Source organism: Serratia marcescens, assembly GCF_001902635.1.
Lineage (GTDB): Bacteria > Pseudomonadota > Gammaproteobacteria > Enterobacterales > Enterobacteriaceae > Serratia > Serratia marcescens_F.
Genome location: NZ_MJAO01000012.1, coordinates 103,781 through 118,059, shown reverse-complemented (window position 1 = coordinate 118,059; position 14,279 = coordinate 103,781). Strand labels below are relative to the sequence as shown.

Sequence of the window (14,279 nt, the reverse complement as noted above, 5' to 3'; positions counted from 1 at the left end):
TCCTCCAGGCACACAGGGGATACACAGCGAAGGACTGGTGATATGCAACCTTTGAGTGGGCCGGGCGCCCCAATCGCCGGCGAACGCCCCCCCTCCCCGGGTAAAACGGCGGCCACTGACGATCAACCCCTCTCTCCGGCGCAGCGCACGACGCTGGAAAAGCTGATCGTGAAAATCATGACGCTCAGCCCGGCAAAGTCGGCGGAGATCTGGGCCGCCCTGCGTCACGATCTCGGCGCCAACAACGGCGGGGAACTGCTGGCGCGCCATTTTCAACCGGCGGAACAACTGCTGCAAACGCGCCTGGCACAGGCGCAGCAAAACCACGCCGGGCGCCAGCTGTTGCAACAGCTGGCTGAACTGCTGCCGCAGGGCAACAACCGCCAGGCAGTCAGCGATTTCATTCGTCAGCAGTTCGGCCATACGGTACTGAGCCAGCTGAGCCCACCGCAGCTGCAGCAAGTGCTGAATCTGTTGCAGACCGGCGGTCTGACCATTCCCCAGCCACAACAAACCGCCACCAGCGATCGTCCGCTGCTGCCCGCAGAGCATCAAAGTCTGCAACAGCAGGTCACCAAACTCAGCGCCGCCACCGGCGAAGCGCCGGCTAAAATCTGGCAAACGCTGTTTGATCTCACAGGCGTGAAAACCAACGATCCACTGCCGGCGCGCCACTTCCAGCTGCTGAACCAGTTTTTGCAGGTGAAGGTGGCCCTCAGCCCGCAGAGTGCACCGACGCTGAACCATCTGCTGGCGGCGCTCAAGCAGCCGGCGGACGAGCAAGAGCTGCAGCAGATGAATGAATACTGCCAGACGCGCTTCAACTGCGGCGCCAATGCGCCGCTGACGCATCCGCAAATGAGCGACGCCATTCATCAGCTGTTTGCTCGCCGCCTGGAGAAGGCCGGCCAGGCTCAGCCGATCGTCAGCCACCCTGTCGAGCCGCAGCCGCTGCTCAACCCGCTGATCGCCGCCCTGCCTCTGCCGCTGCAAAAAGCGCTCAGCAAGCCGGCCGTGGCGCTGATCCTGCTGCTGTTGGCGCTGGCGGTCATGCTGGCGCTGGTATTTTAACGCCTCAGGCGCAGCCGCAGTCCGCAACAGCCGCCCGATCGCGCAGCGATCCCGGCTGTTCGCCGATGGCCAACGGATGGCCGTCGCGCAGCCAGAAATCCAGCCCGCCAATCAGCTCCTTCACTCTGAATCCCAGCTTCGCCAGCTTGTAGGCGCCTTTGGTGGAACCGTTGCAACCGATGCCGTCGCAGTAGGTCACATACACTTTTTGGCGATCCAAGTGCGCCGTACCGGCTTCATCCATCAGGCGGTGCGGCAAGCTGAGCGCGCCGGGGATATGCCCGGCTGCGTACAGCGCCGCCGCGCGGGTGTCGATCACCACGATCCCTTCCGCGCCGCTGCGCAGATCTTCCGCCACATCCCAGGCATCCGCATAGCGGCTCAGCTTGGCCGCCAGGTAAGCCAAACTCTCTTCCGGCGCCGCCGGTGGAAAAGCCAGCACCAATGATTCTTTCGACATACCACACACTCCCGTGCATCAAGACAGATGACAATAGTGACCCATTTTGGTCTTATGTTTGATACCCATTTGTCACCCATAATAAGGCCAATTATGAGGCACTCGCTGATCACGCTGTTCCAGCAATCGCCCCACGCCGCCGGCACGCTGCGCGATCGCCTGTGCGGCACATTGCGGCAGGCCATCCACCAAGGTGCATTAAGCGTTGGGCAACGCCTGCCTTCCAGCCGGGTGTTGGCCGGCGATCTGAGCCTCTCGCGGGTGACCGTCGAAGCGGCCTACGGCCGGCTGGAGTCAGAGGGATATCTGCAGCGCCGCGTCGGCCAGGGCACCTTTGTGGCAATCCGCATCGCCAAACCGCCACCGCCGGCGACCGGCACCGGCATGCCGCGCCTTTCGCGGCGCGGCCAACAGATCGTGCAAACCGGCGGCTGCCGCGATCCGCAGCAGCCACAGGCATTCGCCGCCGGATCGCCGGATCTGCGCGCGTTTCCGATCGCCCTGTGGAAGCAACTGACCGCGCAACGCCTGCGATTACAGGGAGAAAACCTGCTGCGCTACGGCGATCCGCAGGGCTATTTGCCGCTGCGAGAAGCGATTGCCGCCCACGTCAACCAAACGCGCGGCGTGCTCTGCGATGCGCGGCAGGTTATCGTGCTGACCAGTTCGCAGCAGGCGCTGCAGCTGATCGCCACGTTGCTGCTGGACAGCGGTGACTGCGTCTGGATGGAAGAGCCGGGTTACGCCGGGGCAAGAAACGCTTTTATCAGCGCCGGTGCCGCCCTGACGCCGGTGGCGGTGGACAGTGACGGCCTGCGTGCTGCACCGCCCTTACCCGATCCGCGTTTGATTTATCTGACCCCATCGCACCAATACCCGACCGGCGCGGCGCTCAGCCTGGCGCGCCGGTTGACGCTGCTGGCACTGGCGGAGCGGCAGCAGGCCTGGATCATCGAGGACGATTACGACAGCGAGTTTCACTACGACGGTCTGCCGATACCGGCGATGCAAGGGCTGGATCGCCACGGCCGGGTGCTGTACCTCGGCACCTTCTCCAAATCGCTGTTCCCTTCACTGCGGCTGGCGTACCTGATCGTACCGCCCGCGTTGGTTGAGCCGTTCGTCACCGCGCGCACGGTCTATGACGGCCACAGCGCGCAGCTGATGCAGGCGGTCACCGCCGAGTTCATCCGCCAGGGGCACTTCACCGCGCATATCCGCTACATGCGCCAGCTCTACCGCAGCCGGCGCGATGTGCTGTTGGCGGAAGTGCGCGAAAAACTCGGCCACTTTGCCACGCCCAATCCCGCCGCCGGCGGCCTGCAGCTCAGCGTCTGGCTACCACCCGGCCAGGAGGTGGCGCTCAGCCTGCAGGCGCAGCGGCTCGGCATCCTCACCCCGGGGCTGGCGGCACAGTACCAGACGACACAAACGCAGCGTGACGGGTGGCTACTGGGCTTCTCGGCCCTGACGCCGGGGGAGATCCGCAGCGCCGTCGAACGGCTGACGCAGATCGCCGTGACTTAACCCCCGGCGGGATGCCGCCCCGCTTATTGCTCGGTCAGGCGCATCTCAGCCACCAGCGGCAGGTGGTCGCTCACCGCCGGCCAATGCACGCCGTTCCAATCACCGCTGGCGTTCGGCACCGTCAGGCTGTCCAGATGCCAGCGCTGCGCATTGCCGCTGAAGATGTAATCCACCTTGATCTCGGCATTTTCCGCCGGCCAGCTGCGGCCATCCTGCCCGTTAGGCATGATGTCGTTCCAGTAGCGGCTCAGCTCCAGCCAGGTCACGCTGCCCGGCACGTCGTTCATGTCGCCGAACAGCAGCTTGATGCCGCGCACTTCGATGGTGCGATCGTTCAGCTCCCGCACCTGATCCAGACGCATGGTCGGATCTTCCTTGGTATCGAGGTGGGTGTTGAACAGAGTGATCGGCGCCGGGAATTCCGGCACGTCGACCTTGGCGCTGAAGACGATGCGTTGTTCGCGCTGGCCGGACGGCAGCGGATAGATCACGGTGTCGTGCAGCGGGTACTTGGAGAGAAACGCCAGGCCATATTCGCCGCCGTCGAAATCGATCGCCCGGCCGAACACCGCCTGCATGCCGGTCAGCTTCGCCAGCTCCGCCGCCTGATCGACCCGGCCGCTGCGGGCGGTGAGTTTGTCCACCTCCTGCAGCGCCACCACGTCAACGTTCATCGCGCGAATCGCCTTGGCGATGGCAGTCATGTCGCTGACTTTGCCGGCGGCGATATTGAAGCTGGCGACGCGGATTTTCGGCGCCTGTTCCAGTTCGTAGGTTTTGTTCTTCAGGCCGCCCAGCGCGCTGGCCACTTCGCGGCTGTTGGCGTTGCTGTTGGCGTGCCCGACGTCGGCGGACGACCAGGCGCTGTGAGAGAGGCCCAGAGACAGTAAGGTGATAAGCAGAGCGTGACCGGTGTGCATGAATTCTCCTTGAGGTACGTATAAGTGTTATGCGGGCGCTTCCCGGCCCACAGCTAACACCGATTTTGCCGCAGAAACCTGCGACTATTTCCTAGTTGTACGGCTATTTTTCGTTTCTGCGCGATGCTTCGCATTATGGCGGTTTACGCATTGCACCGTTGGACAAACGGCTGATTTCGTTTTAAAACCGGTAGATTGCCAACCGCGAGGAGTCCCGATGGCCAACCCGATTGCCGAACAGCTTACCGAACGTTTCTTCCGCTACCTGGCGGTGACCAGCCAGAGCGACGCCGCCGCAACCGCCCTGCCCAGCACCCCAGGGCAGCATGAGATGGCGCAGCTGCTGGCGGACGAGCTGCGCCGGCTCGGCCTGGCCGACGTGCAGATCGACGAACACGCTACCGTGACCGCCCGTAAGCCCGGTACCCAACCCGGCGCGCCACGCATCGGCTTCATCACCCATATCGACACCGTGGACGTCGGCCTGTCGCCCGAGATTCGCCCGCAGCGCCTGCGCTTTACCGGCGACGATTTATGCCTGAACGCCGAGCAGGACATCTGGCTGCGTACTGCCGAGCATCCGGAGATCCTGCCCTACCGGAACGAAGAGATCCTGTTCAGCGACGGCACCAGCGTGCTGGGCGCCGACAATAAGGCGGCGGTCACCGTGGTGATGACGCTGCTGGCCAACCTGACCGCTGCCGATCGCCACGGCGATATCGTGGTGGCGTTCGTGCCGGATGAAGAGATCGGCCTGCGCGGCGCCAAGGCGCTGGATCTGCAGCGTTTCGCCGTCGATTTCGCCTATACCATCGACTGCTGCGAGCTGGGTGAAGTGGTGTATGAGAATTTCAACGCGGCGGCGGCAGAGATCCGTATCGAAGGCGTAACCGCGCACCCGATGGCGGCGAAAAACGTGTTGGTCAACCCGATACGCATCGCCAACGACATCATCAACCGATTCGACGTGCAGGATACCCCGGAGCACACCGAAGGACGCGAGGGCTATTTCTGGTTCACCGATCTGGCCGCCAACGCCAATCAGGCGACGCTGAAGGTCTCGATTCGCGACTTCGATCGGGTTGCGTTCGACGCGCGCAAAGCCCGTCTTGAGGAAACGGTGCGCCAGGTGGCGGCCGACTATCCGCGCGCCAACGTCAGTTGCAGCGTCAGCGACATCTACGGCAACATCAGCAACGCCATCGGCGAAGACCGGCGCGCCATCGATCTGATCTTCGGTGCCCTCGCCGCTCACGGCATCCCACCGAAGGTGATCCCGATGCGCGGTGGCACCGACGGCGCGGCGCTCTCCAGCCGCGGTATCCTGACGCCCAATTACTTCACCGGCGCGCATAACTTCCACTCGCGTTTCGAGTTTTTACCCGTCAGTTCCTTCGTGAAATCCTACCAGGTGACCCGCAGCATTTGCCTGCTGGCCGCCCGGCAGAGCGGTAACCAGGGCTAACTCAACAGCCAGCCGAGCAGCGCGGCCCAGGCCAGCAGCGGCAACGAGTAATAGTGGAAGCGCAGCCAGATCTTGCGCTCCCCCGCCATACGCAGCGCAATCAGGTTGGCGAGCGAACCGATCGCCAACCCGAAGCCGCCGGCGTTGACCGCATAGGCCAGCTGGGCGCTGGAAGGCACGTAATTGAGCAACAAAATGGTGGCCGGCACGTTGCTGACGACCTGCGACAACCCGACGCCCAGCGCATACACCCCGCCGTCGCTCAACCCGGCGATGGCGGCGAACGCCGGCTGGAGCGGCGGCAAACGAGTAAACAGGCCGACATCGATGAACATGGCGGCGAACACGAAAATCAGGCTCCAGTCGATCTGCAGCAACACCCGGCGCGCCAGCAGCAAAAAACCGGCGAATACCGCCAGCAGGCCATACAGCGGCAGGCTGATATCGAGGCACAGCAGGAAGATCGCATACAGTCCTACGCAGCTCAGCAGCAGCGGCCGCTGATAGGGATAGCCCTCGGTATTCGGCGTTTTCACGATTTCGCGCGCCGGGAAGCTGAACCAGGTCAGCGCCAACAGGCTCAGCATCATCGCGGCGCCAAATGGCGCCATCTGGCCGATGAAACTGAGGAAAGAGAGGCCGGAACGGCTCCACAGCAGGATATTTTGCGGGTTGCCGATCGGCGTCAGCAACGAACCGGCATTCACCGCCAGCGCCTGAAAGATGATCAAGCGGCCAACCGGCAGTGCCGACAGTTTTTTCAGCGTGATGGTCAGCGGAATGACGATAAACAGCGCTACGTCGTTGGTAAGAAACGACGACAGCAGCGCGGCGGAAAACACCAGGAACAGCGCCAGCCGCCGTTCACTATGCAAACGCTTGATGATCCTGCGGCCGACGAAATCGAAATAACCGCTGACCTCAACGCCTTTGGTCAACAGCATCAGCCCCAACAGGGTGATGAGGGTGCGGCCGTCGATAAAACCGCCCAGCGCCGGCAGCGGCTGCGGATGAAAGGCGAACATCGCGACGCCGGCCAACAGCAACGCATGGAGGAAACGATCTTTGACAAAGGGATGAATAAGCCGGGAAATGGCGGTTGAACTCATAGCGGCAGCTTGAAACCTCAGCGAAAAGCATGGGCGAGACGTTAGCTCAGGCGCGGCAGCAACGCCAGCAAAATGCTATTTTACCTTTATCCGCTTTTCATTTGCCGCGCTTTACTTTATTTGTAGCGGCTTTCACGGTTTCAAAGGACATGTTATGGCTTCCCTGTTCGCCAAAGGGGCGTTGTTGAGCGCCTTATGCGCCCTGCTCACCGCCTGCGACGACTCCTCTTCCCGCCCGCAAATCGAGATCGACGGCAAGACCATGGGCACCTTCTACAGCGTAAAAGTCAGCGGTGACGTTGCGATCGGTAAACAAGAGCTGCAGCGGCAGATCGACGCAGTGCTGGAACGGGCCAACGACGATATCTCCACCTATCGCGCCGACTCGGTGCTGTCGCGGTTTAACCGCAGCGCCAGCCTCGAACCGCAGCCAATCCCGCGCGGCATGGCAGACATTGTGTTGATGGCCCAGCGCATCGGCCGCGATACCGGTGGCGCGATGGACATCACCGTCGGCCCGTTGGTGAACCTGTGGGGATTCGGCCCCGACAAACACCCGGTCAAGGTGCCGAAGCAAGCGCAGATCGACGCGGCGAAGCAGCGCATCGGCCTGCAGCACCTGAAGCTGATAAGCGACCATCGTGGGGAGTGGCTGCAAAAAGATCTGCCGGACATGTATGTCGATCTCTCGACGCTGGGCGAAGGCTATGGCGCCGACGAACTGGTGCGCCTGATGAACCACAACGGCATCACCAACTATCTGGTATCCGTGGGCGGCGCTGTCTCTTCGCGCGGCGTCAACGGCCAGGGCAAACCCTGGCGGGTGGCGATCCAGAAGCCGACCGATCGTGAAAACGCGGTGCAGGCGCTGGTGGATCTGCACGGCTACGGCATCAGCACCTCCGGCAGTTACCGCAACTACTTCGAACAGAATGGCCAGCGCTATTCCCACGTGATCGATCCGGCTACCGGCAGACCGATCAACCACCGGCTGGTTTCCGCCACGGTGATCGCCCCTACCGCGCTTGAAGCCGACGGCTGGGATACCGGCTTGATGGTGCTGGGCACGGAGAAAGCGCTGAAGTTGGCGGAAGAGAAAGGGCTGGCAGTCTACCTGATCAGCAAAACTGACGAGGGCTTCAGCGCAGTGATGACGCCGCAGTTCAAGGCGTTTTTGGTGCAGTGATATAAAAAAGCCCGGCGCGCAATGGCCGGGCTTGTTGCATGCTACGCGCCGATCACTTGGTCAGCGCGATGATGCCGAGGGTCAGACCGGCAACCGCCGCCGCGCCGCCGGCGATGGCGCCCGCGGTTTCCCAGTTATCCTGAGTGGTGCCTTTCATGCAGGTGTTGGTATGCACCAGACGCCCCTGATCATCGTAGACCGGAACGCAGGGAGAATCGGTAGCGCATCCGGCCAACACGGCCGACAGTAACCCAACCGCAATTAACTTTTTCATACTTCTTGCCTCAATGTTCGATCACTTTAGAAAGCTACGCCGAGCGATAATCACGCTACCGGGCTATTGTATGCCCAACGTGTGTAATGGCGAGGTAATGATGTGTCAGGGGATGTGATTTGGGAAAACTCCGAGCGCCCGTCCGGCGGGCCTCGGGCAGTAAAAAGCCCGCAAAAATGCGGGCTTGATAACGGAGTGAAGCTCAGGCGGGATTATTTCGCCAGCTTGCGCATCACCAGGGTGGCGTTGGTGCCGCCGAAGCCGAAGCTGTTGGACATTACGGTGGTCAGTTCGCGCTGAGTCGGCTGAGTCACGATGTTCATGCCGGCTGCCTGCTCATCCAGGGTTTCGATGTTGATGCTCGGCGCGATAAAGCCGTGCTCCAGCATCAGCAAGCTGTAGATCGCTTCCTGTACGCCCGCGGCGCCCAACGAGTGGCCGGTCATCGCCTTGGTGGAAGAAATGGCCGGGGTATTGTCGCCGAACACTTCACGAATGGCGCCCAGCTCTTTCACGTCGCCCACCGGTGTGGAGGTGCCGTGCACGTTGATGTAGTCGATCGGCGCATCCAGATCCTGCATCGCCATCTTCATGCAGCGCACCGCGCCTTCGCCCGATGGCGCAACCATGTCGGCGCCGTCGGAAGTCGCGCCGTAGCCAACGATTTCTGCGTAGATGTGCGCACCGCGCGCCAGCGCGTGCTCCAGCTCTTCAACCACCACCATGCCGCCGCCGCCGGCGATGACGAACCCGTCACGATCGGCGTCGTAGGTGCGGGAGGCTTTTTCCGGCGTGTCGTTGTATTTGGTGGACAGCGCGCCCATCGCGTCGAACTCGCAGGCCATTTCCCAGCACAGCTCTTCGCCGCCGCCGGCGAACACGATGTCCTGTTTGCCCAGCTGGATTTGCTCAACCGCGTTGCCGATGCAGTGTGCGGAAGTAGCGCAAGCGGAGCTGATGGAGTAGTTTACGCCGTGGATTTTGAACGGCGTCGCCAGGCAGGCGGAAACGCCGGAAGCCATGGCTTTGGTGACCACATACGGGCCAACCGCTTTCAGGCCGCGCGGGCTGCGCATTGCATCGGCGCCGAATACCTGGAAGCGCGGAGAACCGCCGCCGGAACCGGCGATCAGGCCCACGCGCGGGTTGTTTTGATACTCTTCTTCCTTCAGGCCGGAAGAAGCGATCGCTTCCTGCATCGCCAGGAAGGCATAGATGGAAGCATCGCTCATGAAACGCACCGCCTTGCGGTCGATCAGGCCGGTAGTGTCGAGCTTAACTTGCCCCCATACGTGACTACGCATGCCGGAATCTTTCAGTTCCTGGGAAAAAGTGATCCCAGAACGTCCTTCCTGCAGGCTTGCCAGGACCTCCTGCTGGTTGTTACCAATGCTGGAGACAACTCCCAGGCCAGTAATCACTGCACGTTTCATTCAATACCTCTTCCACTATTTACCTACGGGATTTTGCATCGCACTTTAGCGTACAGATGTAAGCCGAACAAGTCCGATCAGCGTTTTTCAGCTTTATTGTTGTCCAGTTTGCGCCGGGGCGCCAGCGCCGTTAGAATTCGCGGCATCCCTTGAATTTCGAGCCATTGACCGTGAACCACGCCCCCATCCAAACCGCAACGCTAACCTGGAACGAACAGGGTACACCTGTTTCGAAACAGTTTGATGACGTCTATTTTTCCAATCAGGATGGGCTGGAAGAAACCCGCTACGTCTTCCTGCACGGCAACCGGCTGCCGCAACGTTTCGCCGTCCATCCGCGCCCGCTGTTGGTGGTGGCGGAAACCGGGTTCGGCACCGGGCTTAATTTCCTCACGCTGTGGCAGGCCTTCGCCGGCTTTCGCCAGGCCGAACCTGACGCAACGCTGCAACGCCTGCACTTTATCAGCTTCGAAAAATTCCCCCTGCAGCAGGCCGATCTGGCGGCGGCGCATGCGCGCTGGCCGGAGCTGGCGCCCTATGCCGACGAACTGCGCGCCCAATGGCCGCTGCCGCTGCCGGGCTGCCATCGCCTGCTGTTGGCCGAAGGCCGCATTACGCTCGATCTGTGGTTCGGCGACGTCAACGAACTGCTGCCGCAGTTCGACGCCAGCATGAATAATCAGGTCGACGCCTGGTTCCTCGACGGTTTCGCGCCGGCGAAAAATCCCGACATGTGGACCGAGCAGTTGTTCGCCGCCATGGCGCGCTTCGCCCGGCCGGAAGGCAGTTTCGCCACCTTTACCGCCGCAGGCTTCGTGCGCCGCGGCTTGCAACAGGCCGGTTTCCAGGTCAACCGCTGCAAAGGCTTCGGCCAAAAGCGTGAGATGCTCGCCGGCTATCTGCCGGCCGACGCGCAACCCGCCGTGCATCCGGCACCCTGGTATCGGCGTCCGGCAGCGGACAACACCGCCGACATCGCCCTGATTGGCGGCGGCGTCGCCAGCGCGCTCACCGCGTTGGCCCTGCTGCGGCGCGGCGCCACCGTCACGTTGTACTGCGCCGACGAGCAGGCGGCCGAGGGCGCTTCCGGCAACCGCCAGGGCGCGATTTATCCTCTGCTGAACGGCAGCGGCGACGCGCTGGAAAGTTTCTTCAGCGCCGCCTTTCCCTTCGCCCGCCGGCAATACGATGCCCTGTTGCGGCAAGGCGTCGCCTTTGATCACCAGTGGTGCGGCGTCAGTCAATTGGCCTATGACGAAAAGAGCGGCGCCAAGATCGCCAATATGCTGAAAACCGCCTGGCCGCCGGCGCTGGCGATGGCGGCCGACCGCGAGACGCTCAGCGCATTGTGCGGCGTCGATACCGGCTTTGGCGGCATCACCTACCCACAAGGCGGCTGGCTCTGCCCGGCCGAGCTGACGCGCGGCGTTATCGCGCTGGCGCAACGCCAGGGCCTGACCTGCCGCTACCGGCACGATGCGCAGGCGCTAACGCGCGAAGAAAACGGCTGGTGCATCGACTTCGCCCACGGTGAAAGCCACCGCCATGCAACGGTGATCCTGGCCAACGGCCACCGGTTGGCCGAGTTGACGCCGACGGCAGCCTTGCCGCTGTACTCGGTGCGCGGGCAGGTCTCGCATATCCCAACCTCGCCGGCCCTCGGTCAACTGAAGCAGGTACTGTGTTACGACGGCTACCTGACGCCGGTCAACGCCGGCAACGGTCAGCACTGCATCGGCGCCAGTTATCAGCGCGGCGACACCGCCACCGACTACCGCGAGCAGGAGCAACAGGATAATCGCGAGCGTCTGCTGCGCTGTCTGCCGGAACAGGACTGGCCGCAGCAGGTGGACGTCAGCGCTCACCAGGCGCGCTGCGGCGTGCGCAGCGCCACCCGCGATCATCTGCCGATGGTCGGCGCGCTGCCGGACTATCAGGCCACGTTGACGCAGTACCAGGATTTGCAGCAGCAGAACCAGCGGGGCGAAACCGTCGCCGATGCGCCGGTCTATCCCGGCCTGTTCGCTATCGGCGGGTTGGGATCGCGCGGGTTGTGCTCGGCGCCGCTGGCGGCGGAAATTTTGGCAGCGCAGCTGTTCGGCGAACCGTTGCCGGGCGATGCGCGCCTGCTGGCGGCGTTGAATCCGAACCGGATGTGGGTGCGGAAGTTGCTGAAAGGACGTGCGGTTTAATCAACCCTGAGGGGCGCGGCGACGCGCCCCGGCATGACGTTCAGGCAGCAGGTATTGCAGCCTGATAGAGGTTTTCCCACATGCCGTGCACCAGGATCTGATCCGGCGGCGAAAGTTCCCCGGCGGCGATCGCCTTGTGCAGGCTCTCTTCCACCCGCACTTTCAGAGCTTCGGCGGTGTGCTCGCCCTGCTCTTCCGCTTCGGCCACCGCCAACGTCAGATGACCGCGCAGGTAGCCACCGGCAAACAGTTCATCATCGCTGGCGTGCTCTACCATGTCATCAATCAGCGCCAAAATGCGCGCTTCAAATTCTGCGATCATCAAATTTCCTCATAAAATAACAGGCTGTGGCGTCAGTTGAGATCTTCCGGGTAAGGAAAATGCTCGGCCGCCAACGGTGGCGTATTGTAGAACGATTGCAACGCCTGAATAAAGCGTGCAGGCCTTGTGGGTATTCCCTGCTCCAGCAGCGCCAACACTCTGGCGCGCACCTTGCGTTGGAACGCGATGCGATCCGGTTCGCAGTCGCCGTTCAGGTTGTCGCAGCTGACGTTGAACGGGAAACCGGCCGCCACGCAGAACATCCACTCCAGCGCCTGCGGTTTGATCTCCACCGCTTCGAATTCACTCTGGGTTTGGGCATCGCGCCCGTCCGGGCAATACCAGTAACCGAAGTCCACCAATTGGCGGCGCGCTTCGCCGGCGATGCACCAGTGCGAGATTTCGTGCATGCCGCTGGCGTAAAAGCCGTGGGCGAACACGATGCGGTGATACGGCAGCTCGTCGTCGGCCGGCAGATAGATCGGCTCGTCGTCGCCCTTCACCAGGCGGGTGTTGTAGTCATCGCTGAAGCACCGATTAAAGATCTCGATCAGTTGCTCATAGTGATGACGGGTCTGCGTGTCTGACATAAAAAAACTCTATAACCACAAAAATAAAGAGGCCATTATACCCGATAACCGGCGGGGGGATATGGGCGCGTAAGCGGCGCCCATCCTGATTTTCAACCGTGCGCGAAAGCCGCCAACCACTGCTGAATCTCCGCGCCGTGATTGTCGTACAGCAGCTTGAGGCTCATCACCAGCGAGACGATCACGATCATCGGCCGAATCAACTTTTGCCCGCGGGTCAGCACCATGTGCGCACCCAGACGCGCCCCCAGCACCTGCCCCACCAGCATCACCAGACCGATGCTCCACACCACCTTGCCGCCGATAATGAACAGCGCCAGCCCGCCAACGTTGGAGGTGAAATTCAGCACCTTGGCGTGCGCCGTGGACTTGGCGAGGTTGAAGCCGCACAGCGTCACGTAGGCCAGCGCGTAGAACGACCCGGCACCGGGGCCGAAGAAGCCGTCGTAAAAACCGATGCAGCCGCCGGCCACCAGCCCAAACGGCAAGGCGCCCAAGCGACGTTGACGATCTTCCTCACCCAGCCGCGGCATCAGCAAGAAATAGAGACCGATGCCGATCACCAGCAGCGGCAACATCTGCCGCAGCAGATCGGCCCGCATGTGCTGCACCAGAATCGCCCCGACGATCGAACCGATCAGCGTCAGAAAAATCGTCAGTTTCTGATCGTTGAGATTCACCGCACGCCGACGAATAAAGTACAGGCTGGCGGAGAAAGAACCGCCGACCGACTGCAGTTTGTTGGTCGCCAGCGCCTGCGCCGGGGGAACCCCCACCGCCAGCAAGGCCGGCACCGTCAGCAACCCACCACCGCCGGCAATGGAGTCGATAAACCCCGCCAGCAACGCTACCGCAAACAAAACCCCGAGCATCTCGGGGCCAATGACGAACCAGTCCATGTATTATTCCGCTGAGAAATGGTGATCCAGCAATGCCTGACAAGTCGGCGGTAACGGCGGCGGCACGGATTTGCCCGGCTTCGCGTTCGGCTGATGCGGCACGAACCAGCTCGCCAGTTCAGCGCCGCAACCGTCGCCCGGCGGCGGCGTATCCTGCTCTTGGCACTCCAGGCTGCCGGCTGGACAACGCAGGCGCACGTGCATATGCGCGCGATGGCCGAACCACGGACGCACCTTGTGCAGCCAGGCGCGATCGGCGCCGGCATCCAGGCACAGACGCTGCTTGATCGCCGGGTTGACGAAGATACGCGTCACCTCCGCATCCTGCGCCGCCAGCTTGATCAGCGACTCAATCTGCGGCTGCCATTGGCTCGCCACCACCTGCTTGCCGTCCCCTGACACCAGGTCGATCGGCTGCGGCTTGAGCAATTGCTGCGCGCTCCAACGCTGACGCGGCAGCTGCAGCCAGATGTCGACGTCAAGCCCCGACTGATGGCTGGCGTGGCCGCTGCTGAAGCGCCCGCCAGCCGGCATCGCCATATCGCCGATCAGCACGGTGCCCAGCGCTTTCCGGTTCGCTTGGCTGCTGAGGCGCTGAATAAACGCCAGCAGATCCGGGTGGCCGAAATAGCGGCGCTGGTCGGTGCGCATCACCTGGTAGTCCGGCGAGTTCAGCGGCAGCGGCTGCGCGCCGATGATGCAACCGTTGGCGAAACCGCCCACCGCCTGCGGCGCGCCGGCCACCGGATGGTCGATCTTCTGCCACGGCGTCAGCGCCATGGCGGAGGCGGAGGCCGTCAGAGCCACCAGGCCCAACATCCAATTTTTCAT

The 14,279-nt window shown here is 62.5% G+C and carries 14 protein-coding genes; 5 read left to right on the top strand and 9 right to left on the bottom strand.

Going from position 1 to position 14,279, the window contains the following annotated elements; translation table 11 throughout:
- The first annotated feature begins 42 nt into the window (after positions 1-42).
- Positions 43-1,071: a flagella biosynthesis regulator Flk gene (gene flk, locus BHU62_RS13835; protein ID WP_073532523.1), complete on the top strand. Its 1,029-nt coding sequence runs from the start codon at positions 43-45 to the stop codon at positions 1,069-1,071.
- A gap of 4 nt (positions 1,072-1,075) precedes the next feature.
- Here flk and BHU62_RS13830 read toward each other — a convergent pair whose 3' ends face one another.
- Positions 1,076-1,531, bottom strand: a complete 456-nt coding sequence (locus BHU62_RS13830) for a rhodanese-like domain-containing protein (RefSeq protein WP_073532522.1) — start codon at positions 1,529-1,531, stop codon at positions 1,076-1,078.
- Between the two features lie 93 nt (positions 1,532-1,624).
- On the opposite strand from BHU62_RS13830, the gene BHU62_RS13825 reads away from it, so the two are divergent.
- A complete protein-coding gene (locus BHU62_RS13825; protein WP_171971321.1) occupies positions 1,625-3,058 on the top strand; it encodes a PLP-dependent aminotransferase family protein in 1,434 nt (477 codons plus the stop codon).
- A 23-nt stretch (positions 3,059-3,081) separates the two neighbouring features.
- Here the strand turns inward: BHU62_RS13825 and BHU62_RS13820 are convergent, their stop codons facing one another.
- On the bottom strand, positions 3,082-3,978 hold the full coding sequence (locus BHU62_RS13820) for an endonuclease/exonuclease/phosphatase family protein (RefSeq protein WP_073532520.1): 897 nt from the start codon (positions 3,976-3,978) through the stop codon (positions 3,082-3,084).
- A 217-nt stretch (positions 3,979-4,195) separates the two neighbouring features.
- Here BHU62_RS13820 and pepT point away from each other — a divergent pair, with 217 nt between their 5' ends.
- Positions 4,196-5,443 (top strand): peptidase T, encoded by a 1,248-nt coding sequence (gene pepT / locus BHU62_RS13815; RefSeq protein ID WP_073532519.1) that lies wholly within the window; start codon positions 4,196-4,198, stop codon positions 5,441-5,443.
- Here the strand turns inward: pepT and BHU62_RS13810 are convergent.
- Positions 5,440-6,552, bottom strand: coding sequence for an SLC13 family permease (locus BHU62_RS13810; RefSeq protein ID WP_073532518.1), 1,113 nt, complete (start codon positions 6,550-6,552; stop codon positions 5,440-5,442). The two genes, pepT and BHU62_RS13810, sit on opposite strands and share 4 nt — an antisense overlap.
- 154 nt (positions 6,553-6,706) lie before the next feature.
- Here BHU62_RS13810 and apbE point away from each other — a divergent pair, with 154 nt between their 5' ends.
- The gene (gene apbE, locus BHU62_RS13805) at positions 6,707-7,738 is read left to right on the top strand and encodes an FAD:protein FMN transferase ApbE (RefSeq protein WP_073532517.1); all 1,032 of its coding nucleotides are present in this window, start codon (positions 6,707-6,709) and stop codon (positions 7,736-7,738) included.
- 52 nt (positions 7,739-7,790) lie between these two features.
- On the opposite strand, the gene BHU62_RS13800 is transcribed toward apbE, so the two are convergent.
- The gene (locus tag BHU62_RS13800) at positions 7,791-8,012 is read right to left on the bottom strand and encodes a hypothetical protein (RefSeq protein ID WP_004936201.1); all 222 of its coding nucleotides are present in this window, start codon (positions 8,010-8,012) and stop codon (positions 7,791-7,793) included.
- 212 nt (positions 8,013-8,224) lie between these two features.
- Positions 8,225-9,445: a beta-ketoacyl-ACP synthase I gene (fabB, locus tag BHU62_RS13795; protein ID WP_016926857.1), complete on the bottom strand. Its 1,221-nt coding sequence runs from the start codon at positions 9,443-9,445 to the stop codon at positions 8,225-8,227.
- Between the two features lie 170 nt (positions 9,446-9,615).
- Between fabB and mnmC the strand changes: the two genes are divergently transcribed.
- Complete coding sequence (mnmC, locus tag BHU62_RS13790) at positions 9,616-11,637, top strand: bifunctional tRNA (5-methylaminomethyl-2-thiouridine)(34)-methyltransferase MnmD/FAD-dependent 5-carboxymethylaminomethyl-2-thiouridine(34) oxidoreductase MnmC (RefSeq protein ID WP_073532571.1); 2,022 nt, start codon at positions 9,616-9,618, stop codon at positions 11,635-11,637.
- A gap of 40 nt (positions 11,638-11,677) precedes the next feature.
- On the opposite strand, the gene BHU62_RS13785 is transcribed toward mnmC, so the two are convergent.
- The 4 genes from BHU62_RS13785 to mepA form a co-directional block, all read right to left on the bottom strand.
- Positions 11,678-11,959, bottom strand: a complete 282-nt coding sequence (locus BHU62_RS13785; protein WP_073532516.1) for a YfcL family protein — start codon at positions 11,957-11,959, stop codon at positions 11,678-11,680.
- 32 nt (positions 11,960-11,991) lie between these two features.
- Positions 11,992-12,549 carry an elongation factor P hydroxylase gene (locus tag BHU62_RS13780; RefSeq protein WP_073532515.1) on the bottom strand — a complete coding sequence of 186 codons (558 nt, stop codon included), beginning with the start codon at positions 12,547-12,549 and terminating at the stop codon, positions 11,992-11,994.
- Positions 12,550-12,641: 92 nt separating this feature from the next.
- On the bottom strand, positions 12,642-13,448 hold the full coding sequence (locus BHU62_RS13775) for a sulfite exporter TauE/SafE family protein (RefSeq protein WP_073532514.1): 807 nt from the start codon (positions 13,446-13,448) through the stop codon (positions 12,642-12,644).
- 3 nt (positions 13,449-13,451) lie between these two features.
- Positions 13,452-14,279, bottom strand: a complete 828-nt coding sequence (mepA, locus tag BHU62_RS13770; RefSeq protein WP_073532513.1) for a penicillin-insensitive murein endopeptidase — start codon at positions 14,277-14,279, stop codon at positions 13,452-13,454.